The organism is Sphaerisporangium viridialbum (assembly GCF_049674955.1).
GTDB classification, from domain to species: Bacteria; Actinomycetota; Actinomycetes; order Streptosporangiales; family Streptosporangiaceae; genus Sphaerisporangium; species Sphaerisporangium viridialbum.
In genome coordinates this window covers 6,685,310-6,708,751 of the sequence record NZ_CP187232.1, presented here as the reverse complement: position 1 = coordinate 6,708,751, position 23,442 = coordinate 6,685,310, and the positions used below count along the sequence as shown (strand labels likewise).

General features: G+C 72.2%; 17 protein-coding genes. 6 read left to right on the top strand and 11 right to left on the bottom strand.

Translation table 11 applies throughout. The annotated features are described in order from the left end of the window. Positions 1 to 87 precede the first annotated feature (87 nt). From rpsA to coaE, 3 genes are all read left to right on the top strand, one after another. Positions 88 to 1,569, top strand: a complete 1,482-nt coding sequence (rpsA, locus tag ACOZ38_RS30415; protein ID WP_405151550.1) for a 30S ribosomal protein S1 — start codon at positions 88 to 90, stop codon at positions 1,567 to 1,569. 81 nt (positions 1,570 to 1,650) lie between these two features. Next, positions 1,651 to 2,109 (top strand): GNAT family N-acetyltransferase, encoded by a 459-nt coding sequence (locus ACOZ38_RS30410; RefSeq protein ID WP_405151548.1) that lies wholly within the window; start codon positions 1,651 to 1,653, stop codon positions 2,107 to 2,109. A gap of 20 nt (positions 2,110 to 2,129) precedes the next feature. After that, on the top strand, positions 2,130 to 2,738 hold the full coding sequence (gene coaE / locus ACOZ38_RS30405; protein ID WP_424534567.1) for a dephospho-CoA kinase: 609 nt from the start codon (positions 2,130 to 2,132) through the stop codon (positions 2,736 to 2,738). A gap of 136 nt (positions 2,739 to 2,874) precedes the next feature. On the opposite strand, the gene ACOZ38_RS30400 is transcribed toward coaE, so the two are convergent. Beyond that, positions 2,875 to 8,691 carry a TIR domain-containing protein gene (locus ACOZ38_RS30400; protein WP_424534566.1) on the bottom strand — a complete coding sequence of 1,939 codons (5,817 nt, stop codon included), beginning with the start codon at positions 8,689 to 8,691 and terminating at the stop codon, positions 2,875 to 2,877. 169 nt (positions 8,692 to 8,860) lie between these two features. Between ACOZ38_RS30400 and ACOZ38_RS30395 the strand changes: the two genes are divergently transcribed. Then, positions 8,861 to 10,051, top strand: a complete 1,191-nt coding sequence (locus ACOZ38_RS30395; RefSeq protein ID WP_424534565.1) for an SLC13 family permease — start codon at positions 8,861 to 8,863, stop codon at positions 10,049 to 10,051. A gap of 9 nt (positions 10,052 to 10,060) precedes the next feature. Here the strand turns inward: ACOZ38_RS30395 and ACOZ38_RS30390 are convergent, their stop codons facing one another. Genes ACOZ38_RS30390 through ACOZ38_RS30380 form a run of 3 tightly spaced genes read right to left on the bottom strand, consistent with a single transcriptional unit; the run spans position 10,061 to position 12,573 of the window. Continuing rightward, positions 10,061 to 10,870 carry an inositol monophosphatase family protein gene (locus ACOZ38_RS30390; protein WP_424534564.1) on the bottom strand — a complete coding sequence of 270 codons (810 nt, stop codon included), beginning with the start codon at positions 10,868 to 10,870 and terminating at the stop codon, positions 10,061 to 10,063. A 9-nt stretch (positions 10,871 to 10,879) separates the two neighbouring features. After that, positions 10,880 to 11,539, bottom strand: a complete 660-nt coding sequence (locus ACOZ38_RS30385) for a hypothetical protein (RefSeq protein WP_424534563.1) — start codon at positions 11,537 to 11,539, stop codon at positions 10,880 to 10,882. Beyond that, a complete protein-coding gene (locus ACOZ38_RS30380; RefSeq protein WP_424534562.1) occupies positions 11,536 to 12,573 on the bottom strand; it encodes a hypothetical protein in 1,038 nt (345 codons plus the stop codon). Before ACOZ38_RS30380 ends, ACOZ38_RS30385 begins: the two co-directional genes overlap by 4 nt. Before the next feature lie 153 nt (positions 12,574 to 12,726). Between ACOZ38_RS30380 and uvrB the strand changes: the two genes are divergently transcribed. After that, on the top strand, positions 12,727 to 14,835 hold the full coding sequence (gene uvrB, locus ACOZ38_RS30375) for an excinuclease ABC subunit UvrB (protein ID WP_424534561.1): 2,109 nt from the start codon (positions 12,727 to 12,729) through the stop codon (positions 14,833 to 14,835). A 38-nt stretch (positions 14,836 to 14,873) separates the two neighbouring features. On the opposite strand, the gene ACOZ38_RS30370 is transcribed toward uvrB, so the two are convergent. The 6 genes from ACOZ38_RS30370 to ACOZ38_RS30345 all read right to left on the bottom strand — a co-directional run bounded on the left by ACOZ38_RS30370 (position 14,874) and on the right by ACOZ38_RS30345 (position 21,555). Then, entirely contained in the window at positions 14,874 to 16,073 is a 1,200-nt protein-coding gene (locus tag ACOZ38_RS30370) for a C45 family autoproteolytic acyltransferase/hydolase (RefSeq protein WP_424534560.1), read from the bottom strand. Positions 16,074 to 16,153: 80 nt separating this feature from the next. Beyond that, positions 16,154 to 16,987, bottom strand: coding sequence for an ABC transporter ATP-binding protein (locus ACOZ38_RS30365; RefSeq protein WP_424534559.1), 834 nt, complete (start codon positions 16,985 to 16,987; stop codon positions 16,154 to 16,156). Continuing rightward, complete coding sequence (locus tag ACOZ38_RS30360) at positions 16,984 to 17,973, bottom strand: ABC transporter ATP-binding protein (protein WP_424534558.1); 990 nt, start codon at positions 17,971 to 17,973, stop codon at positions 16,984 to 16,986. Before ACOZ38_RS30360 ends, ACOZ38_RS30365 begins: the two co-directional genes overlap by 4 nt. Beyond that, positions 17,970 to 18,839 carry an ABC transporter permease gene (locus tag ACOZ38_RS30355; RefSeq protein WP_424534557.1) on the bottom strand — a complete coding sequence of 290 codons (870 nt, stop codon included), beginning with the start codon at positions 18,837 to 18,839 and terminating at the stop codon, positions 17,970 to 17,972. The genes ACOZ38_RS30360 and ACOZ38_RS30355 overlap by 4 nt, the downstream gene beginning before the upstream one ends. After that, the gene (locus tag ACOZ38_RS30350) at positions 18,836 to 19,783 is read right to left on the bottom strand and encodes an ABC transporter permease (RefSeq protein ID WP_405151527.1); all 948 of its coding nucleotides are present in this window, start codon (positions 19,781 to 19,783) and stop codon (positions 18,836 to 18,838) included. The genes ACOZ38_RS30355 and ACOZ38_RS30350 overlap by 4 nt, the downstream gene beginning before the upstream one ends. Positions 19,784 to 19,923: 140 nt before the next feature. Beyond that, positions 19,924 to 21,555, bottom strand: coding sequence for an ABC transporter substrate-binding protein (locus ACOZ38_RS30345; RefSeq protein ID WP_424534556.1), 1,632 nt, complete (start codon positions 21,553 to 21,555; stop codon positions 19,924 to 19,926). A gap of 140 nt (positions 21,556 to 21,695) precedes the next feature. Here ACOZ38_RS30345 and ACOZ38_RS30340 point away from each other — a divergent pair, with 140 nt between their 5' ends. Beyond that, positions 21,696 to 22,727, top strand: a complete 1,032-nt coding sequence (locus ACOZ38_RS30340; RefSeq protein WP_405151523.1) for a LacI family DNA-binding transcriptional regulator — start codon at positions 21,696 to 21,698, stop codon at positions 22,725 to 22,727. A 67-nt stretch (positions 22,728 to 22,794) separates the two neighbouring features. Here the strand turns inward: ACOZ38_RS30340 and ACOZ38_RS30335 are convergent, their stop codons facing one another. After that, positions 22,795 to 23,406, bottom strand: a complete 612-nt coding sequence (locus tag ACOZ38_RS30335) for a DUF4126 domain-containing protein (RefSeq protein ID WP_405151521.1) — start codon at positions 23,404 to 23,406, stop codon at positions 22,795 to 22,797. Positions 23,407 to 23,442: the final 36 nt, after the last annotated feature.

The following is a 23,442-nucleotide window of genomic DNA, read 5'->3' as shown; positions in this document are numbered from 1 at the left end:
TCCCGACCATCCTCGGCTTGAGCGATAAAGAGGCCTGCCGCGCGTCCGCCACATCGACATCTGTCCGCGTTCGGAGCAATTCCACACATGACGAGCAGCACTGAGGCCACCTCGAGCACCCCGCAGGTAGCGGTCAACGACATCGGTTCCGAGGAGGCCTTCCTCGCCGCGATCGACGAGACCATCAAGTACTTCAACGACGGCGACATCGTCGAAGGCACCGTCGTCAAGGTCGATCGAGACGAGGTCTTGCTCGACATCGGCTACAAGACCGAGGGTGTCATCCCCTCGCGCGAGCTCTCGATCAAGCACGATGTCGACCCAGCCGAGGTCGTCGAGGTCGGCGAGCACGTCGAGGCCCTGGTCCTCCAGAAGGAGGACAAGGAAGGCCGGCTGATCCTCTCCAAGAAGCGCGCGCAGTACGAGCGCGCCTGGGGCACGATCGAGAAGATCAAGGACGAGGACGGCATCGTCACCGGCACGGTCATCGAGGTCGTCAAGGGTGGTCTCATCCTCGACATCGGCCTGCGCGGCTTCCTTCCGGCTTCGCTGGTCGAGATGCGGCGCGTTCGCGACCTTCAGCCGTATGTCGGCCGGGAGCTCGAGGCGAAGATCATAGAGCTGGACAAGAACCGCAACAACGTGGTTCTCTCCCGGCGCGCCTGGCTCGAGCAGACCCAGTCCGAGGTCCGCCAGACCTTCCTCAACACCCTGCAGAAGGGCCAGGTCCGCAAGGGCGTCGTCTCCTCGATCGTCAACTTCGGTGCGTTCGTGGACCTCGGCGGCGTCGACGGTCTCGTGCACGTCTCCGAGCTTTCCTGGAAGCACATCGACCACCCCTCCGAGGTCGTCGAAGTGGGCCAGGAGGTCACCGTCGAGGTTCTCGACGTGGACATGGAGCGCGAGCGGGTCTCCCTGTCGCTCAAGGCGACGCAGGAGGACCCCTGGCAGCAGTTCGCCCGCACCCACCAGATCGGGCAGGTCGTTCCCGGGCGCGTCACCAAGCTGGTGCCGTTCGGTGCGTTCGTCCGCGTCGAGGAGGGCATCGAGGGCCTGGTCCACATCTCCGAGCTGGCCGAGCGCCACGTGGAGATCCCGGAGCAGGTCGTCCAGGTCGGCGACGAGATCTTCGTGAAGATCATCGACATCGACCTCGACCGCCGTCGCATCTCGCTGTCGCTGAAGCAGGCGAACGAGGGCGCGATCGGTGCCGACGTCGAGTTCGACCCCACGCTGTACGGCATGGCGGCGACCTACGACGAGCAGGGCAACTACATCTACCCCGACGGGTTCGACCCCGAGACGGGCGAGTGGCTCGAGGGCTTCGAGAAGCAGCGCGAGGAGTGGGAGCGGCAGTACGCCGAGGCCCAGACCCGCTTCGAGGCCCACAAGTCGCAGGTCGAGAAGGCTCGCGCGGAGGAGGCGGAGGCCGCAGGCCCGTCCACCTACTCCGGTGAGACTCCTCCGTCCTCGTCGTCCACCGGCGGCTCGGCTCCGGCCGCGGGCGCCCTGGCCTCCGACGAGGCCCTGGCCGCGCTTCGCGAGAAGCTCGCGGGTGGCCAGAGCTGACGCTCTGAGTTCCGTTCACTGAGAGGGTCCCACTTCGGTGGGGCCCTCTTCGTGTTGTGCTCCTGCCCCTACAGTGGGCGGGTGACGCGGATCGAGCGGGCCGGGCCCGAGGACGCCGGGGAGATCCTCACGCTCCAGCGGGCGGCCTACGTGAGCGAGGCGCAGCTGTACGGTGACCCGTTCATCGGCCCCCTGGTGGAGTCGCTGGACCGGATGCGCGCGACGATCGCGAGCGCGACCGTCCTGAAGGCGCTCGCCGGTGACCGCATCGTCGGCGCGGTGCGCGGGCAGCTCGCCGACCGCGCCGGCATCATCGGGCGGCTCGTGGTGGCCCCCGACCAGCAGGGCCGGGGAGTCGGCACCGCGCTGCTCCAGGCCGTCGAGCGGGAGCTGGGCGCCGAGGTAGACGCCTTCGACCTGTTCACCGGGCACCTCTCGGAGGGCAACCTCCGGCTGTACCGCCGCCTGGGCTACCGCGAGACGCGGCGCGAACGCGTCCACGACCACCTGACCCTGGTGCACATGCGCAAGCCCGCCTAGCGTTGGCTACCCTTCCGTGCATGCTGAAGATCGGGCTGACCGGCGGCATCGGGTCGGGCAAGAGCGAGGTGTCCCGGCGCCTGGCGGGCCACGGCGCGGTGGTCATCGACGCCGACAAGATCGCGCGTGAGGTCGTAGAGCCGGGCACCACCGGTCTGGCCCTCGTCGTCGAGGCGTTCGGCCGGGGAGTGCTCCGCGACGACGGCTCCCTGAACCGCGAGAGGCTCGGGCAGATCGTGTTCGCCGACCCCGAGAAGCTGCGGCGGCTGAACGCCATCGTCCACCCGAGGGTGGGGGAGCGGGTCGCCGAGCTGCAGGAGGGCGCGCCCGATGACGCGGTCGTCGTGTACGACGTGCCGCTGCTCGCCGAGAACGACCTGGCGCCGATGTACGACGTGGTGATCGTGGTGGACGCCCCGGACGAGGTGCGTCTGGCCCGGCTGGTCGACCTGCGGGGGATGGCCGAGGAGGACGCCCTCGCCCGCATCAGGTCGCAGGCCACCCGTGAGGACCGGCTGAAGATCGCCGACATCGTGATCCCGAACGAGGGTCCCCTCGGCCTGCTGGACGCGCGCGTCGCCGAGGTCTGGGCCCAGCTCCAGAAACGCCGCGAGACGGCCACCGGCTGACCGGACGGGCCTCAGGCCGCCTACAAGGCCCTACCGCCATCTCGGGCAAAAGGGATCCCTGACGGACACGGCGAGGCCCTGCGACGGCTTGGAGGGGCCGCGAGACGGTATCCAGCCGCAGGGAGTGGGTGCCCGGTCAGAATTCGGCGTCGAAGGCGATCTGGCGGACGCCCGGCAGGTAGGGATCGAGCTCGCCAGGGTCGAACCTGCACATGCCGACGACGTACCAGAACTGGCCGGCGATCTCGCCCTCCATCTTGTACCGGCCGTCGGGGCTGAACGCCGCCCATCCCTCGGCCAGGCCGAGGAGCGTGGCCCGCTGGACCGGGACCCCGCCCGCAAGGTCCCAGAGGATCACCGCACCGTCGTCACCCGCGCTGGCAAGCAGGTCGCCGGCGGGGCTGTAGGCCACCGACCAGACCCGGCGGGTGTGGCCCACCAGCGTGTGGAGGTGCCGCCCCGACGCGGTGTCCCACAGCCGTACGACGAGGTCGTCCCCGGCCGTGGCGAGCACGGTGCCGTCGGGGCTGAAGTCCACCGTCCAGAGCCGTCCGGTGTGCCGCCTGAGGGTGTGCAGGGGCGTCGCGGGCGAGGGCGAGCCCGGAGGGCCGAGCTCCCAGACGCGGGCGGTGCCGTCGTTGCTCGCGCTGGCGAGGAGCCTGCCCGTCGGGTCGAACCGCACGGCGTAGACCCGGTCGGAGTGGCCTTCGAGGGTGGCGAGGCGTGTGCCGGACGCGACGTCCCACAGCCTGACCACGCGGTCGTCGCATCCGGTGGCCACGGTGGCGCCGTCGGGGCTGAACGCGATCGACCGCACGCGCCCCCGGTGCTCGGAGAAGTTGCAGAGCTCCCGTCCGGAGACGCGGTACCACAGCCGGACGGTGTCGTCGTCGTTGGCCGTCGCGAGGATCTCACCGTCCGGGCTGAACGCCTCCGCCCAGACGTGGTCGGTCTCGACGTTCAGCTCGCGCTCGAAGGAACCGGCCGCGAGGTTCCACAGGTAGACGCCGCCGTCGTTGCTCGCGGTGGCCAGCAGCGGGCCGGCGGAGCTGAAGATCGCGGAGATGAGCCGGTCGGCGGTGCCGGTCAGCTCGCGCAGGCGGCGCCCGGTGCGCGGGTCCCACAGCCGGACGTAGCCGTCGTTGCCGCTGGTGGCGAGCATGGTGCCGTCCGCGCTGAACCGGGCGCCCGTGATCCGGCGGCCGTGGCCGCGCAGGGTGTGCCGGCACTGTCCGGTCTCGGTGTCCCACAGCCGCGCCGTGCCGTCGTTGCTGGCCGTCGCGAGCTGCCGGCCGTCGGGGCGGAAGACGAACGGCCACACCGAGCCCCGGTGGCCGGCGAGCTCGGCGCGCTGGCGCCCGGTCTCGGGCTCCCAGACGCGCACCATGCCGTCGCTGTCGCCGGTGGCCAGCGTGTCACCGCCGGGGGCGAAGAGCACCTGGTAGACGGCTCCGGAGTGGCCGGGAAGCGCCCCCGCGGGCTCGCCGCGACGGGGATCCCACAGGCGCAGCCCGCCGGATGTGTCACCGGACGCGAGCAGGTCGCCCGAGGGGTGGAAGTCCAGGGCGTAGACGCGCCCGGTGTGGCCGCGCAGGTCGTGCAGCTGCGTGCCGGCGGCGGGGTTCCAGATCTTGATGGCGCCGGTGTGGTCGCCCGCGGCCAGCAAGCGGCCGTCCGGGCTGAGCGCCAGCCGGTAGACGGTTCCCCGGTGACCGGTCAGCACGTGGCTGAGCCTGCCGGTGTCCAGGTCCCAGACGCGGATGGCGCCTCCGGCGTCGCCGGTCACGAGCCGGCCGGGCAGGAAGACGGCGGTGTAGACCGGGGAGGTGTGGCCGGGCAGCGAGGCCACGTGCGCGCCGGTGACGGCCGACCACACCTGGACCACGCCGTCGGCCCCGCCCGCGGCGACCAGCTCGCCGGACGGGCTGACCACCACCGGCCAGACCCCCTCGGGATGCCCGGTGAGGACGTGGCGGATCTCGCCGGTGAGCGGGTCCCACACTCGTACGGTGCCGTCGCCCGCGCCGGTCACCAGCGCCCCCGGCCCGTACATGACCTTGTACACCCGCCCGCGGTGGCCGTGGAGGGTGCGCAGCGGTGACCCGGTGACACTGTCGCACACCAGCACCCCGCCGTCCTCTGTGCCGACGGCGAGGACCCCGCCGCCGGGGCCGTAGGCGATCGGCTCCGGCAGGCGGCTGCTCTGGAAGTGGAAGCCGTACGGGACGCCGACCTGCGGGGGCGCCAGCTCGGGGGTCACCGGGTGGCCCGGCGCGATGGCGGCGCCGTGCAGCGCGGGATCGGCCCGGAGCGCGGGGGAGGCGGTGACGTCGATCAGGGCCGCGCGATCCCAGCGCCCGCCTTCGGTGGCGATGTCGCGGAGGTCGGCCCGGGGGAGCCGGGCCCGGGTGAGGTCGGCGCCGCGCAGGTCCGCCCCCGCCAGCACGGCCTCGTCCAGCCGGGCGCCGTTGAGGCGGGCGTCGCGGAGGATGGCGCGCGAGAGGTTCGCCCCGACGAGCTGGGTCTCGGTCAGGTCGGCCCCGGTGAGGTCGACGCCGGCGAAGTCGCGGTAGGACAGGTCCTCACCGTGCAGCCGGGCGCCGCGCAGGTCGGTGCGGGCGGGGGTGCGCAGACGGGTGGTGACCTTGATCGCGTTGGCCCGCGCCATGTCGTCCGCGCCGGGGTCCGCCAGCGTCTTGCCCGCCCACGCCTGCAGCTGGCCGGTGTCGGCGAGGTCGCACAGGAAGTCGACGATCAGCGCGGACAGGGGACGCCGTGCGAGCTGCTCGCCGAGCGTCGCGGCGAGGTGCCTGGCGACCAGCCACTCCATCACCGAGGAGTGGATGAAGCCGAAGAGCCCCTCGTCGGTGCGGACGAGCAGGCTGCCCGTGCCCATCGCGTGGGCGGTCTGGCTGACCGACAGTCGGTTGTCGGCGAGCTCGGCGAGCGTCTCGGCCACCTCGGTGAGCTCGGCCGGCTGGAGGTAGGACTCGCCGCTCTCCCACAGGCGCAGGGCCAGCGTCGTGGCGGCCCGCCACAGCTCCGCGGCGTTCAGGCCTCCGGGCGCCCCGGGCACGTGGGTGCGCCGCTCCTCGAAGACCAGCCAGTGGTCGAGGATCTCGGCGTAGAGGCCGGCCGCGCTGATGGTCTCGCCCGCCTGGGCCACGGCGCGGAGGCGGTCGTCGGGCAGATCGGCGATGAAGCTCAGCATGCGCGGGTTCTGGGCGAGGCCGAGAAGGTCGGCGATGCCGGTGAGCATGCTCATGCGGTCGTCGGCGGCCCGCGCGTCGCCGCCGTACCGGTTGACCAGGTAGGCGCGGACCTGGGCGGGGGTGAACTCCTCCACGCTGAGCACCCGCCGGTGCGGCAGCGTGCCGACCCGCTCGCCGAGCGCCGTGAGCACCTGGGCGTGCGACTTGAAGTGCTGGGTGCGGCTCGCCACGACGACCTTCGCCTTGTCCTCCGCCGCCTGGAGCAGCGTGTCGAGGTGGTCGGCCGCGCGCTCGTAGGTGACCCGGGTGACCAGCTCGTCGAACCCGTCGAAGAGCAGGACGATGCGGCCCTGGCGGAGCATGTAGTGGAAGGCCTTGAGGTCGATCAGCTCCTCACCGTGGTTGGCGAGATGCGCCGCGACCAGCCCGTCGACCGAGTGCGCCTTGTCGAGGGCCCTGAGCTCGATGAGGATCGGCGTCAGGTGGGGGAGCTCGGCCGGGATCCTGCGCGCCACCTCGCGCAGCGCGAACGTCTTGCCGCGCCCGAAGTCGCCGAGCAGCAGCACGAAGCGGCCGTGGTCGGCCGCGAGCAGGCGCATCAGCTCGCCCGCGAGGTCGTCCCTGACGCCCTGGCCGGTGCGGTCGACCTCGCGGTAGCGCTGCGGGACGTACAGCTCCGGCGGGTAGCGCCGGTCGCCGCGCAGCCGGGCGGTCTGGTCGGCGACGTGGTCGGACAGGTCGAGCAGCCCCTGGAACTCGGTGAAGCTGCGCAGCCGCACGCCGCGCCGCAGCGCGTCGTCGCGCATGAGCCGGGACGGAGTGGGCCCCTGGTAGACCAGCTCGGAGCCGTGCTCCAGCCCCGCCGCGTGCACCTGCCGCAGGAAGGCCGTGACGTCCTCGGCCGTCAGGGAGCCGGCGTGGGCGCCGATGAGCTGCTGGCGGACGAAGCCGTCCTCGGCCAGGGTGACGAGCAGGTGCGGCGGCTCGCCCGGCACCTTGCGGATCTTGGCGCGGTCGCTGCGCGTCTCGCAGACCTCGGCGACGCGGTCGAGCAGCAGGCTCGACGGGTCCGCCTGCCGCTCGGGCTCACCTCCGGTGTCGGGTGGGGCCTCCAGAGGGTTCAGCGTGGCCCGCTCGACGGCGGCGGCCGGGGGGAACGTGCCGTGCACCGCCCGCCGGTCGTACCGGATCTCGTCCGGCGGGGAGATCTCCGGACGGTCGCGCGCCCAGCGGCGTACGCCCTCGGGGGTGATCTCGATGATCTGGTGGCGTCCCGGCGCCAGGGACGGCACGCAGGGCAGGTCGCCGATGAAGCCGATCTCGTCAGGGCCGCCGCCGTGCAGCAGGAGGTTCAGCCTGGCGCCCAGCAGTTGCTCCAGCGTGCTCGCGTCCCGCAGGGCAGAGGGGGGATGGCCGACGGCTCCGACGCGCAGCCACCCGGTCTCCTCGAAGGGACGCAGCCGCTCGGCGAACCAGGCGGCCTGCGCCTGCCCGAGCTGCCCGTAGGCGTCCTCCTCGCGATGGCTCATGGCCATGGTGGAGTTGAGCCCGGCGACGACGACCTTCAGCTCGGGCTCGGCGAACAGGCTCCAGGGCTGCGCGCTGTCGAAGTCGGGGTCGGAGAGCCCCTGGTAGACATCCTTGAACAGGCCGGAGAAGTGCCGCCATTTGGGCCAGTAGGGCGGCTCCGGGGCCACGTCGTCGGCCTCGCAGGTGGCGAAGTACGCCCGGCTCGCCGCCTTGGTGACGTCGCGGGGGCCGGGCACGACGACCAGCCGCCGGGGCTCCAGGCCGAGCAGCACGCGGAGCCCGGTGAGGAACGCGAGCGCCTCGCCGTACTCGCGGATGCTGCCGGACTCGGTGATGTCGCCCGTGACCACCAGCAGGTCGGGGCGGGGCACCCCGGCGTCGGCCAGGCGGGTGAGGTCGGCCCAGACGCTCGACTGCAGCTCGCCCGCCCCGAGCGGCTCGTCCGCCTCGGCGAGCCCGCGCCCGAACCTGGGCCCCGCGATGTGCAGCAGCGTGATCGACGAGCGCTCCTGGCGGGAGTCCGCGCTCGCTGGGAAGGTGGGCGGGGCCACGGGGGTCCTGCGCAGGGGTGGGAGGCGCGGCTCGGCGCGGGCGGGTGGGACCTCGGTCCGTACGACCCCGCCGTTCCCGGCGACGACCCCGCTGTTCCGAGGACTCCCGCCGCTCTCGGGAACCCCGCCGTCACCGGTGGCCCCGGGCATGGCGGGCGCCTCCTGGACGACGGTGCCCGGGATCGTCTTGGCGGACGCGACGGGGAAGCCGGGCTGCTCGGCGGGCTTGGCCCGCCCCGCGAGGGTGTGCTGGATGCGGCCGAGCAGCAGCGACCTGGCCTCGTCGGGGTCGGTCACCCCCACCATGTCGACCCACGTGATGGTGGACAGCAGCCCTTCGAGGGGGCAGTCCTCGATGCGGATGGTCACGAGCCGGTTGCCCGGGTTGTCGGGGTCGGCGCGGAAGGCGGTCAGCCACTCCTGCCGCCCGAAGCGCGACCCGAGGTAGTTGCGGGACAGGACCGCGACGATGAGCCCCGCCTCGCTGACACCGCGGTCCATGAAGTCGACGAAGTTCGTGCCGGGCACGAAGTCCCAGGCCTGGAGCATGGTGCGGTATCCGGCGGCCTCCAGCTGCCAGGCGATCCAGGTGGCCCAGCGCTCGTCCGCGGGGGAATAGCTGACGAAGATCTCGGTGCGCGTGCCGTTCCGACCGTCCATGCGGACTCCCACTCCTCGCGCACCTCACCCCGGCCGGGAAGGCCGGGGACCGCCACCCGCGAGACTCTCCCTCGTGTGACGGCGTGACCGCCGTGCGGGTTCACCGGCGCCATTATCTCCCGTGCCGCAGGGGCTTTCGAGGATTCCGATCTTTTGCCGGTGTGGGATCATGGCCTGCGTGACACGGCGGCTGACGGTCCTCGACTGGGTCCGTGTCGGTGTGCTCGCCGTGGGGCTGGTCTGCGTGGCCACGGGGCTGCTCCCGGCGGACGAGGCGGTCGCCAACCTCCGCCGCATCGGCCCGCTGCTGCTGTTCCTGGCGGCGGTGATCGTGCTGGCCGAGCTGACCAAGGAGGCGAACGTCTTCGACGTCCTCGCCAGCCGGCTGGCGATCGTCGGGCGCGGGAACTACGCCGCGCTGTTCCTCCTTTGTACGGCTTTCGCGTCATTTGTCACGATATTTCTTAACTTGGATACGACCGCGGTGCTGCTGACGCCGGTCATGCTCGCCCTGGCGCCGCGCGCCCGCATCGCGCCGCTGCCCCTGGCGATGACCACGATCTGGCTGGCCAACACCGCGAGCCTGCTCCTGCCGGTCTCCAACCTCACCAACCTGCTGGCCATGGGCCGCGTCGAGCTGTCCACGCGCGACTTCGCCGCCCGCATGTGGGCACCACAGGCCACGGCGATCGCCGTGACGATGCTGTGCCTGTGGATCTTCTTCTGGCGGCGCGGCGAGCGCGGCGCGGACAGGTACGATCCGCCGCCCCAGGCGCCGATGGGCGACCGGGTGCTGTTCACCGTCGCGGCCGCCGCCTGCGCGCTGTTCATCGTGGCGATCCTCGCGGGGCTCCAGATCGGCGTCGCGGCGGCCGTGGCCGCCGTCCTGATCGTCGCCGCCTTCGCCTGGCGCGACCGCTCGAAGCTCACCTGGGGGCTGTTCCCCTGGCAGCTCCTGGTCTTCGTCACCGGGCTGTTCCTCGTGGTGCCCACGCTCAGCCGGTACGGGCTGGACGATCTCATGCGGGCGCTCATCGGCGAGTCCGGCGACGCGGCGGGGGGCTACCGGGCCGCCGCGGCGGGCGCGGGGCTGTCGAACGTCGTCAACAACCTGCCCGCGTACTACGCCGGGGAGCGGGTCGTACCGCCCGGGAACCACGACCAGCTGCTCTCGCTGCTCGTCGGCACGAACGTCGGCCCGGTCATCACGCCGTGGGCCTCGCTGGCCACCCTGCTGTGGTTCGAGTGGTGCAGGCGCCGCGCCGTCAGGGTGCCGCTGGTGAAGTTCGTGCTCACCGGGGTCTGCCTGGCCGTGACGGGCATCGCGGCCACGGTCGCGGCCCTCCTGCTCACCGCCTGAGCGCCCCGCTCACCGCGTGGAGGCGGTGACCAGGCCGAGCAGGTCGTCGACGAGCGCGGGGTGGGCCGCCACGAAGCTCCGCCTGTGCGAGGGCAGCTCCGTGTGCCCGTCGAAGGGCTCGCCGTCGAAGGCGCGCACGCACAGGCCCGCCTCCTGGGCGATCAGCAGCCCGCCGGGCAGGTCGACCGCCTCCGCCCGGTAGCCCACCACCGCGTCGATGTCGCCCCGCGCGAGCATCACCCACCCCAGCAGGGGCGCCCAGAGCTGCAGGACCCGCCGCGCCCGTACGTCGAGGGCGGCCTTGAGCCCGCGCATGGCCGGATCGTCGCGGGAGACGTCGTGCCCCTGCGTCCAGGCGAGCACCGGCCCGTGCGGGCTCGGCCGGTAGCGGGGGGACGGCACGGGCCCCTGGGGGCCGGAGGCGCCCCCGCCCCTGACCGCCGACCACGTCTGCCGGCCGACGGGATCGTGGACGACTCCGAGCTGCGGCAGGCCGCCGTGGCACAGGGCGAGCCCGACGACGTACAGCGGCAGGCCGATCGCGACGTTGTTCGTGCCGTCGAGCGGGTCGACGAGCCAGGTCCAGTCGCCGTCCGGATCGCCCGAGACACCGGACTCCTCGGCCACGACCCGGTGCCCGGGGAAGGCCGCCTGGATGCGTTCGAGCAGGAGCTTCTCCGAGGCCAGGTCGAGATCGGTGACGATGTCGCCCCGGCCCTTGGAGCGGACCCCGAGGACGCCCTTCGTCCGCTCCCTGAGCAGAGCCCCGGCCGCCTCCGCGGCCACCACCGCCACGCGGCGGGCGTGATCGAGATCCACGGGATCCTCCTAGGTTCGCGCAAGGTGCTCCGCGGCCAGCCGGGCGGCCCGCGCGGTCTCCTCATCGTCGCAGCGTTCCCTGGTCACGCGGTGGGAGCGCGAGCTCAGCGGGCCGAGGGACAGATCGGTGCCGTGGCGCCCGCTGCCCAGCGCGATCGTGGCCGTGTCGGTGCCCTCGGGAACCACGCTGCGGTGGAAGACCCCCGCGGGAAGCGTGTAGACGTCCCCTGCGCGGTAGACCCCCGACCTGCCCCCGGTGTACCGCACGGTGCGCTCTGTCGGGCTGATGCTGTCGACCCCGCCCGCGCTGACCACCTCGAACACCCGGTGGGTGGCGCCCGCGCCGCTGTCGGCGACGCTGGCCAGCTCGTTGCGCACCTGGCCGTACAGGACGTAGCTCACCAGGTCCCAGCTGTGACAGTGGACCTCGGAGGTGGTGACGCCGGTGCTCGGGAAGCTGCCCGACCACAGGTGCACGCAGACGCCGTGCTCGCCACCGTGCCCACCGCCGCGCTCCACGGGCAGGCACACGAAGCCCAGCGGGTGGCGGATCGCCCTGATCGCGGATCTTCCCGAGGCGATGTCCTCCAGCATCCGCAGCGTGCGGCGGGGGAGGGTGGAGGGGACCGCGCCCGAGGTCAGCTCGTCGTACAGATCCTGATATTTCATATCGAGTATGGGTTCTTCGCTCGAATGGCCTTACGGATGATCTCGACCACGTCGCGGTCGCCGTACGACTTCGGCAGGCCGAGGCCGAGCGCCTCGAAGAGCTTGCGGGCCTCGTCGACCGTGGGCTCGTCGCTGAGCAGCGCCGACTTCGCCGCCTCGATGGGCACCCGCCTGGCCTGGTCGAGGCTGGAGAGCAGCTCGGTGGCGCAGTGGTCGTAGTAGAAGCTGCCGCGCCGGCTCATCAGGGCGCGGTTCGGGTCCTCGACCGTGATGATGACATAGTCGGCCGACAGGTCCCAGCGGAAGGTCGTCATCGTCGCCGACAGCCCGAGGTCGATGTCGAGCAGGCTGAACCGCTGCCGGTGCCAGCAGGCCGCGAGGATCGTCGCGTACGACTCCTTGCGAGTGCGGTCGACCGTCCAGAACTCCCCGGTGCCGTCGGGCGCCTCGGACACCGACCGGCGGAAGCGCACGTACGCCTCGCAGACCCCGGCGTGGGTCGGGTCGATGATCTCCAGCCGTACGAGCAGGGCCCTGCGCTCACGGCGGGCGGCGACGACCAGATCGGGCAGCGTCACCGCCCGTACGTACGTGCCGGTGCCGCCCTTGAACATCCAGCGGTCGGTGGAGCGCCGAGCCTGGGCGTGGGCCTGCGAGATCTCGTCGGCCCCGTTGAGCGCCTGCACGATCTGCAGGTCGTCGAGCACGCGCCGGGCGCTCTCGACGACGGCCTCCAGCTCGGAGAGGCGGTCGAGGCGCGCGGGCAGGCTCGCCAGGGCTCCTGAGGTGGTGCGGAAGTTCTCCCTGATCGTCTCCTCCATGGGCTCCTGCCGCCAGCGGTCGCGCAGGATCGCGGCGGTCAGCAGCCCGAGGACCAGGAGGGTGACCCCGCTGATCAGCTCGCCCTTCGGCTGGCCCAGGATCTGGTCGCTCGCGGTGAGCCCGAGGAAGGCGATGAAGACGGCGAGCAACAGAGCGATCACACCGTCGGCGTTCTTGCCGACCCAAGCGACGAACTTCCCCACGCGCTCCATGGCGCCCCGCCCCGCCTCGACGATCAGTCAGCCCCGTCGTCATGGTAACGAGACGGTCAAAGATGGGCCAGGGGCAGGGCGAATGAGCGGGGATTCCGGTCCGTCCGGCGCCGGGCCCGGAAATGTCGGTGGCTCCGCGTAGGTTATGGAGACGTGAGGCCGGTAACAGATTTGCAGCGCAGGGTGGCGCCCTTCCAGGTCGTCACCGACATGACCCCGTCCGGCGACCAGCCGACCGCGATCGCCGAGCTCGAGCGGCGCGTCAAGGCCGGAGAGAAGGACAACGTCCTGCTGGGTGCCACCGGCACCGGCAAGACCGCGACGGTGGCGTGGCTCATCGAGCGGTTGCAGCGGCCGGCTCTGGTGATGCAGCCCAACAAGACGCTCGCCGCCCAGTTCGCCAACGAGCTGCGCGAGATGCTCCCCAACAACGCCGTCGAGTACTTCGTCTCCTACTACGACTACTACCAGCCCGAGGCGTACGTCCCGCAGACCGACACCTACATCGAGAAGGACTCCTCGATCAACGACGAGGTCGACCGCCTGCGCCACTCGGCGACCAACTCCCTGCTGACGCGCCGCGACACCGTCGTGGTGGCCTCGGTCTCCTGCATCTACGGCCTCGGCACCCCGCAGGAGTACGTCGACCGCATGGTCCGGCTCAAGGTCGGGCAGGAGATCGAGCGCGACCAGCTCCTGCGCCGCCTCGTCGACATGCAGTACGCCCGCAACGACCTGTCCTTCACCCGGGGCACCTTCCGGGTCCGCGGCGACACCATCGAGGTCATCCCGCAGTACGAAGAGCTGGCCGTGCGCATCGAGATGTTCGGCGACGAGATCGAGAAGCTCTCGACGCTCCACCCGCTCACCGGCGAGGTGATCACCGAGGATCCCGAGCTCTACATCTTCCCCGCCTCCCACTACGTCGCGGGCCCCGAGCGCATGGAGCGGGCGATCCGCGGCATCGAGGCCGAGCTCGGCGCCTCGCTCGCCACCATGGAGAAGCAGGGCAAGCTGCTGGAGGCCCAGCGGCTGCGCATGCGCACCACCTACGACATCGAGATGATGCGCCAGGTCGGCACCTGCTCCGGCATCGAGAACTACTCGCGGCACATCGACGGCCGCGAGGCCGGCACCGCGCCCAACACCCTGCTCGACTACTTCCCCGAGGACTTCTTGCTGGTCCTCGACGAGTCGCACCAGAGCGTCCCGCAGATCGGCGCGATGTACGAGGGCGACGCCTCCCGCAAGCGCACTTTGGTCGACCACGGCTTCCGGCTGCCGTCCGCGATGGACAACCGGCCGCTCAAGTGGGAGGAGTTCCTCGAGCGCATCGGCCAGACCGTCTACCTCTCGGCCACCCCGGGCCCGTACGAGCTGGGCCGCAGCAAGGGCGAGGTGGTCGAGCAGGTCATCCGCCCGACCGGCCTGGTCGACCCCGAGGTGATCGTCAAGCCGACCAAGGGGCAGATCGACGACCTGGTCCACGAGATCCGCGAGCGCACCGAGAAGAACGAGCGGGTCCTCGTCACCACGCTGACCAAGAAGATGTCCGAGGACCTCACCGACTACCTCCTGGAGCTCGGCATCCGCGTGCGTTACCTCCACAGCGAGGTCGACACGCTGCGCCGCATCGAGTTGCTCCGCGAGCTGCGCATGGGCGAGTTCGACGTGCTGGTCGGCATCAACCTCCTCCGTGAGGGTCTCGACCTGCCCGAGGTGTCCCTGGTGGCGATCCTCGACGCCGACAAGGAGGGCTTCCTGCGCAGCGAGACGTCGCTGATCCAGACCATCGGCCGCGCCGCGCGCAACGTCTCGGGCCAGGTCCACATGTACGCCGACCGCGTGACGCCGTCCATGGAGCGCGCGATCGAGGAGACCAACCGCCGCCGGGCCAAGCAGGTGGCCTACAACCAGGCCAACGGCGTCGACCCGCAGCCGCTCCGCAAGAAGATCGCCGACATCCTCGACTCCCTCACCAGGGAGGACGCCGACACCGAGCGGCTTCTCGGCGGCGGCCGCCAGCAGAGCCGTGGCAAGGCGCCCGTTCCCGGCCTGTCCGCCCGCCAGACGGGCCAGCACGCCAAGGCGATCGTGGGCGAGATGCCCCGGGCCCAGCTCGAGTCACTCGTCCAGTCGCTCACCGAGCAGATGCACACGGCGGCCGCCGACCTGCAGTTCGAGGTCGCCGCCCGGCTCCGCGACGAGATCAAGGAGCTCAAACGCGAGCTTCGCGACATGCGCGAAGCCGGCGTCCACTGACCCCACCGTCCCAGCGACCGACGGTGGGGTGAGGGGCGTCAGGTGGTCGCGGGCGTGTTCGGTGCGGTGAGGGCGGTCCAGGTCCGGGGGGTGGCGGAGCAGGGGCCGCCGTCGTGCACGTGGAGGCGGCGGGCGGCGGGGTCCACGGCCACCGTGGCCAGCGTCGCCCACCTGGTGCCGAGGCGGCCGGTGGCCGGGGGATGGCAGCACACCTCGGCGCCGCCGTCCGGGTGGACGCTCAGCAGAGCGGCGAGGTCGCCGGCCCCGTCGAGGCCGTGCCGCTCACGGGCGCGCGTGCCGAGCACGCGCAGGCGGTCGTAGGTCTCCGGTTCGAGCCGCCCGCGCAGCTCACCCCCGGCCGGCAGCGGGTCGAGGAAGTGGTTGGTGTGCACGAGCCAGCCCTCCTCGTCCGGGGGAACGGTCACCGCGCCCGCCGGGCTGAGCTCCACGGACGCCACCTGGTCCTCCGTCACGATGGTGATCACGGTGGAGGCCGACACCGGGGCGTCACCAAGGATGGACATGGCCTCGGCGAAGGACGCCGCGCCACCGAGCACCCGGCGGGCGACGAGGTGGACGGGCACGCCGCCGGCGCCGTCGTCCTCGTGGCCGAGGATGTTGAACAGCACCCCCACTCCCGCCTCGTTGACGCCGATCTTGCCGAGGATCCCGTATTCGGTGATCCCGGTGAACCCCAGCGCGTCCCCGCGCACCGACTGCGTGTGCCAGGCGCCGGCGAGCTCCTGATGCCAGTCCCACGTCTGCCCGCCCCAGGTCTGCCCGCCAGGGGTGGGCTCCCCCAGAGCGTGGCGATCCACGGTGTGGCCGGCCGCGGTGTGTCCGCCCAGGGCGTGGCCGGCCACGGGGGGCCCGCCGGTGTGGACCACCGTGGAGCATTCGCCTGAGCGGGGGGCGCCGGCGACGGCGAGGATCTCGGTGCGGGCGTTGAGCGCGGCGATCATCCAAAGCGGCACTCCGGCACCCTCGGCCACGCCCTCCATCTCGGCGACGAGCTCGGGCGCCCAGGCACGGGTCGCGCTGACGGTACCGAGGGCCAGGGAGGGTACGTCCAGGCTCACGCCTCTGGCCGCCGCGGTGGTCTCGAAGAGCTCCGAGTAGGTTCCCCACGCCCGGGCGATCTCCGCACCGGTCCGCCGACCGCGATCATCGCCCCGACGCCTGGGATCGGCCCCCTCCACCCGCAGATGCGCGCGCGCCGCGGGTCTGGTTCCCTCCACCCGCGTGTGCGTGTGTGGCTCCGGGTTGGTCTCGTCCGCTCGCAGGTGTGGTCGGTGCGGAGTATCGCCAGGTGAGGGTGTCATGCGGTCACCTCGGGGGTGGTGGTGCGGCGGGGGTGCCAGCCGGGGCGGGGGGCGCTGTCGCGCAGGAGGCGGGTGTACGGGTGCTCCGGTTCGTCCAGCACCCGCGCCGTGCTTCCGCGCTCCACGATCCGCCCCTGACACATGACGACGACCTCCTCGCTGACCTGCCGTACGACGGACAGGTCATGGGTGATGAACAGATAGGTGAGCCGGCGGGCCCGCCGGATCTCGGCCAGCAGGTTGAGTACCTGTGCCTGCACCGACACGTCCAGCGCCGCCACTGCCTCGTCGAGCACGAGCACACGGGGTTCGGCGGCGAGCGCCCGGGCTATCGCGACGCGCTGCTTCTGCCCGCCGCTGAGCTCGCCGGGCAGCGCCCGGGCGTGCTCGGGCCGCAGGCCGACCTGGTCGAGCAGGCCGGCGACTCGCTGACGCGCCTCGGCGCCGGTGACGCGATGGTGCGCCGCCAGCACCTCCCCGATGGCGGCTCCCGCCGTGCGGCGGCGGTTCAGGGATCCGTTCGGGTCCTGGAAGACCATCTGGACGTCCCTGGCCCGGGCCCGCCGCTCCGCCCGCCGCGGCCGCCGCGCCACCGGGCGTCCCGCGAGCACGACGTCCCCGGCGTCCGCCTGTTCGAGGCCGACGAGGATCCGCGCGAGCGTCGTCTTGCCCGAGCCGGACTCCCCGACCACCGCGAGGCAGCTTCCGTCGGCGACGCTCAGGCTGACGTCGTCCAGCGCGCGGACCGTGCGGCGCCGCCGCCCCTGCCCGCTGTCGAACTCCTTGCACAGCCCGCTGATCTCGATGACGTTCCCGGTCGGATCGCTCACGCCGAGGCCTCCGTCCCTGTCGCGCGGGCCAGCTCGGCCGCGAGCTCGTCACTGCGATGGCACCGTACGGCGCGGCCGTCGCCGTGGAGGAGCGGCACCTCGCCGGAAAGGCACTGTGGAGCCGCCCACGGGCACCGGTCCGCGAAGGCGCAGCGTCCCCGCACCTCGTGCGCGGCCACGGGCCGTCCCGGGATCACCGGGAGCACCGGCGCCCTGGTGGTGAGGCTGGGCCGCGAGTCGAGCAGCAGGCGCGTGTACGGATGGCGCGGAGACGCGTGGAGCCGGTCGGGCGTGGCGATCTCGACGATCTCCCCGGCGTACATCACGGCGATCCGGTCGCACACCGCCGAGGCCAGCTCCAGGTCGTGGGTGACGAAGAGCATCGCCATGCCGTTCTCGCGGCGCTGATCGTCCAGGATCGCCATGACCTCCGACTGCGTGGTCACGTCGAGCGCGGTGGTGGGCTCGTCGGCCAGCAGCAGCCGGGGCGATCCGGCCACGGCTGCGGCGATGACCACGCGTTGCAGCATGCCGCCCGACAGCTGGTGGGGGTAGGAGTCCATGCAGCGGTCGACGTCGGCGATGCCGACCTGGGCGAGCAGGTCGCGCGCCCGGCGATCGGCCGCGTCCCGGGTCTCTCCGCGCGCGTCGCAGAGCCCCTCCACGAGGAACCGCGACACGCGCAGCAGGGGATTCAGCGCGGCCCTCGGATCCTGGCTGATCATCGCCAGCGCGCCGGCCCGCAGCCGTCGCAGCTCAGGGGCGCCGAGACCCCGCACATCCTCGCCGTCGAGCGTGACCCGGCCCGTGACGCGGGCTCGCGGCGGCTCGGTGCGCAGGACGGTGCGCAGTGTCATCGACTTGCCCGACCCCGACTCGCCGACCAGGCCGAGCGCCTCGCCGGGGGACAGGGACAGCGAGACGCCGCGCAGGATCGCCCGGCCCTTCACGTCGAGACGTACGTCGTCGAGTTCGAGGAGGTTCATGCCCGGCCTCCGGCCCTGCGGCCACCGAGCCGCTCGCCGATCACGCTGAACGCGGCCACCGCGACGACGATGCAGGTGCCCGCGAGCAGGCTCTGCTGCGGGTGGCCCTGGAGCAGGGAGTCCTGCCCCTGGGAGACCATCAGCCCCCAGTCGGCGGTCGGCGCCTGCACGCCCAGGCCCAGGTACGACAGCGCGGCGAGGTCGATCATCGCGTAGCCGAAGTTGATCGCGGCGCCGGTCAGGATCTGCGGCGCGATGTTGGGCAGGATGTGCCGCCCGGTCACCACGATGCCGGACATCCCCTGCAGCTCGGCCGCCTGGACGTACGCCAGCCGCCGCTCGCGCAGCGCGACGCTGCGGAGCACGCGGGCGGTGTAGGGCATGTACGCGACCGCGAGCGCGGCGGTGGCCTGCGCGAGGCCCGTCCCGAACACCGCGACGACGAGGATCGCGAGGAGCAGGTTCGGGAACGCGAACAGCAGGTCGAGCACGCGGCCGACCAGTGCGTCCACGCGCCCGCCGAACCAGGTGGCCACAAGGGCGAGCAGGGTGCCGCCCGCGCCGGCGAGCAGCACGACCACGGCGGCGCCCGCCAGGCTGCTCCGGGCGCCGTACAGCAGCCGGGACAGCAGGTCGCGCCCCGACTGGTCGGTGCCGAGCAGGTGCTCGGGCCCCGGCGGCAGGTAGCGCTGGACGATGCTTCCCACGGCGGGGTCGTACGGCGCGACCAGGGGCGCGAGCAGCGCCGCGAGGGCCAGCAGCGCGACCACGGCGGCGGCTGCGACGCCGAGCGGGCCGAGCCGGTTCGCCAGGCCGGCGAGGGGCCGGTGCCGCCGCGCGGGCGGTGCGAGGGTTCCGGTGCTCACGCGCTCTCACCTCCGAGCTGGACGCGCGGGTCGATCACCGCGTACAGGGTGTCGACCACGAGGTTGACCACGCCGAACACCGCGACCAGGACGAGAGCCACGGCCTGCACGACGGCGAAGTCCTTCTGCTGCACGGCGTTGATGAGCAGGGCGCCGACGCCGTCGAGGGTGAAGGCGTGCTCGACGACGGCCGCCCCCGCGACCAGGGCCGCGATGTTCACCCCGACGATCGTCGTCACGGGCAGCATCGCGTTGCGGACGACGTGGCGGCGCGCCACCACCCGCCAGGGGATGCCCCGGGCGAGGGCGACGGACACGTGCTCGGCGTCGCGTTCCTCCACGACGGCGGTGCGGGTGATGCGCGCGACGACGGCCGCGGCCGGAAGCGCGAGCGCCACGGCCGGCAGGGTCAGGTGCAGCACGCGGTCGGGGAGCCCGGAGCCCGCGCCGAAGACCGGGAACCAGCCCAGCGTCACGGAGAAGACGCTCATGAGCAGGACGGCCGCGAAGAAGGTGGGGATCGCGAACCCCACGCTGGAGCCGAGCAGGACGCCGGTGTCCAGCGCCCCGCCGCGCAGGCCCGCGACCACTCCGGCGCCCACGCCGAGCACCACGATGAGCACGGCGGCGTACGTCGTGAGCCACAGGGTCGTCGGGATCCTGGACACCAGCAGCGAGGCGACGTCCTGCCGGGTGGTGAGGGACTCGCCGAGGTCGCCGCCGAGCACGCCGGTCAGCCAGTGCCAGTAGCGGAGCAGGAACGGGTCGTCCAGGCCGTACTGCGCCCGGATGGAGGCGAGGACGGCGGGGCTGACGGTCCTGCCCTGGACGAGGAAGCTCTCGGGCGTGCCGGGCGCGGCGTACATGGCCGCGTAGATGAGAAAGCTCGACACGAGGAGCGTGGCGGCGAGCGCGCCGAGCCGCCGGGTCACGAAACGCGGCACGGTGCCTCCTCAGGGGCGCGGCTCACGGGCCGGGTCACGAAACGCGGCACGGTGCCTCCTCGGGGGCGCGGCTCACGGGCCGGGGGGCGAGGGGCGGCACCGGGCCCGGGGCGCGCCGCCGCGCCCCGGGCCGGGTGGTGTCAGGCCGCGCCAAGGCTCGCCGCCCACGGGTAGTACAGGTAGACGAACGACGCGGGGACGCCGGTCACGCGCTTGTTGAGGAACAGCCGGACCGACGGCGCCGCGATCGGGATCCACGGCGTCTGCTCCATGACCTTCGCCTGGAGGTTCGTGACGAGCTTGGCCCGCGCCGTGTCGTCCGTCGCCGTTGCCGCCTGCTCGATCAGGCTCTGCGTCTCCGCGTCCTCGTAGCCGTTGAAGTTCTGCGATCCGCCCTTGGCCGCGATGGTGCGCAGGAAGGCCAGCGGGTCGGGAATGTCCATGTAGTTGGTCGTCATGAAGCCGTCGTATCCGGCGCGCGCCTTGGCGTCGGAGAAGAAGGCGCCGTACTGCGCGCTCGGCACCCCCTTGGGCTGGATGGTCAGGCCGAGTTCGCGCGCGGCGTTGGACATCTCCGACAGGATGTCGGCGTAGAACTGGCGCTCGCTGGGGTAGGCGATGGTGATCGGCGCGCTGCCGGGCGTGGCCCCCGCGAGGGCCTTCTTGGCCTCGTCGAGGTTCTTCTTGGTGTCCGGCAGGGCGTCGTACGCCGGCCCGAACACGTCGTCGCCGTACGTCCACCCGCCCTTCGGCACGATCGACCTGGACGCCTGGGCGGTGCCCGCGAACACGGTCTGGGCGATCGCCTCGCGGTCGGTGGCGAGCGCGAGCGCCCGGCGGACCGCCGGGTCGCCGAGGGGCCCGTTGCCGGTGCTGATGACGGCGATCATCTGAAGTGACCTGCCGAGGTAGAGCTTGCCGTTCTTGGAGGCCGTGAGCCGGTCCACGGCGCCGACGGGGACGTCGTAGGAGCCGTCGATGGCGCCGGTGTCGAGCGCGCTCGCGATGGCGCCGGGGTCCACGATGAACTGCAGGTCCAGCTGCTTGGTCTTCGCCTTGCGCTGCGCGTCCCAGTAGTCCTCGTTGCGCTCCAGCGAGATCTTGGAGCCCTTCTCCCACGACGAGAGCTTGAAGGGCCCGGTGCACATGACCGACCCCTCGGGCGTGCCGTACTTGGCGCCGGCCTTCTCGCGCTGCTTCCGCTGGACGACCACCCCGACCGGCGTGACCATGTAGGAGTTGATCGTCGCGTCCGCCTTCTTCAGCCGGATCGTGACCTGGTCGTCGCCGGTCTTCTCGATGGACGCGATGTTGCCGGTGATCTGGTCCGACGCCCAGTAGCTGCCTTCCTTGGGGTCGAGGTGGCGCCGGAGGCTGAACACCACGTCGTCCGCGGTCATGGGCTCGCCGTCCCAGAACCGCACGCCCTGGCGCAGCGTGTAGACCAGGGTCGTGGGATCGGGGGTCTCGACCTTCTCGGCCAGGTTCGGCTTGACCGAGTAGTCGGGGTCCAGGCGCATCAGGCCCTCGCACAGGTTCGCGACGACCGTGTTCTCGGGATAGTTGAACGCCTTGATCGGGTCGAGCGACGCGGGCTCGCCGAAGGGCAGGTTCCAGCTCGCCTTGTCGAGTTCTCCCTGCGCCACCGGGGTGGTGACGAGGAGGTCGTCGAGCTTGTGGTCGTCGACGGCGGGAGCGGTCGTCCCGCCGCTGCAAGCGGCGAGCCCGAGGCTGAGCGAGGCGGCGAGGAGCGCCGCCACACGGATACGCATCTGATCCTCCGAACACTGCGGGGGTTTGTCCATCTATGCGCCTATACGTGGCTCTTTCGGCGCGGTAAGCGGCGACGCTATCGCACAAAACCTTTTAGTAAAAGGTTTTGGGGACTCCGATCGCGCTCTACGCTTTCCCTATGCCGGACCAGGAACCCCGAGTGGGGCGCGCGACGATCAGGGACGTCGCCCGCGAGGCGGGCGTTTCCGTCACGACGGTGTCCCACGCGCTGAACGGCAAGGGCACCGCGTCGGAGGCCACGCGGCAGCGTGTCCTCGCCGTCGCCGACCGCCTGGCCTACCGCGCTCATCCCATGGCCCGCGGCCTGCGCAGGGGTCGCACCGGCGTGCTCGCCCTCGACATGCGCCCGCTCGACGCCATCGGGTCGTACCTGCCGGTGGGCGTCGACTACTTCGTGCGCTTCGCCGGAGCGGCGGCGGTGACGGCCCTGGACCACGGCCTCGGGCTCATGCTCGTGCCGGACATGACCCGGGCGGACCTCCCTCAGGCCGCCCACGGCGTGGACGGCTATGTCGTCGGCGACCCGTTACGCGACGACCCCGTCCTCACCCGGCTCCTCGACGCGGCCGTCCCGGTCGTGACCGTGGGGCGTGACCCCGGGCGGCCGGAGTTCGCCGACTGGGTCGGCCCCGACGACGCGGTGGAGACCGAGCGCGTGCTCGACCTGCTCGCCACGCGCGGCGCGCACGACATCGCCCTGCTGGCGGGCACCGACGACAACGCGTGGAACGTCGACTCCGAGAGGGCCTACCGCGCGTGGGCGCGGCGCCGGCGCATGCCCGCGAGGGTGCTGCACGTCCCCGAGGCGGCGGGCGAGGACGGCGGGCGCGACGCCGCCCGGCGGCTGCTGACGGGCAAGCGGCGGCGGCCCGACGCCGTCTACTGCCAGACGGGCCGGCACGCCGCCGGAGTCCTGGCCGAGGCCCGGCGGCTCGGCGTGGAGGTCCCCGGCGACCTGCTGCTCGCGGCCGGCTCCGACGCGCAGCAGACCCGCCTGGCCCAGCCCGCGATCACCGCGCTCGACCTCGCCCCTGAGGAGACGGGCAGGGCGGCCGTCGAGCTGCTCATCGCCCGCCTCAACGGCGACGCGACGCCAGGGCCGGTGATCGTCCCCGCGCAGTTGCATGTACGGGCGTCGACCGCCCGCTAGCCATATCGACCACGTACGGGCGGCGGCTCCGGCGCGGGTCAGGGGCGCTCGGCCGGGCGGAGCCGCGTCAGGTGGGCTGAGGGTCGCGACGGAGGCGTTCGTCACGGCGGGCCCTGCGCCTGCGCAGGGTACGGATCACCCACCAGGCGGGCACGGCGAGCACGACCAGCGCGACGATCACCAGCACGGGGAAGAAGACGGCGATCAGGCTCATGCCGAGCGATCCGGCGTCCTCCACGGTGCTGACCACGGGAGCGCCGACGCCCGCCGTCGAGACGTTGACGACCGGCCGGGCCGAGGCCTTCATGACGTGCACGGCCAGCGCCACGCCGATGCCGAGCACCCAGCTCACCCAGGGGTTGTGGCTCATCCAGGTCGAGTGGTCGAGCTGTGAGGCCGCCTGGGTGGCGCTGAAGACCACGCCGCCCGCGGCCGGCCGCACCGCCGTCTGGATCATGTCGTTGACATGGTCGACCACCGGCACCTTGTCGAGCACGACCTCGGCGAGCAGGAGCACGCCGATGATCGCGATCACCCAGCCGTTGGTCAGCCACGCGTAGTCCTGCGGCAGCCGTACGACGTCGGTGAAGTTGGCCAGGAGACCGACCACGAGCAGCGGGATGTAGGCGTTGAGGCCCGCCGCCGTGGACAGCCCGAGGCCGGTCAGCGCCGCGAGCATCGCACCTCCACAGTCCTTGCTTCCTGAAGAAGAAGA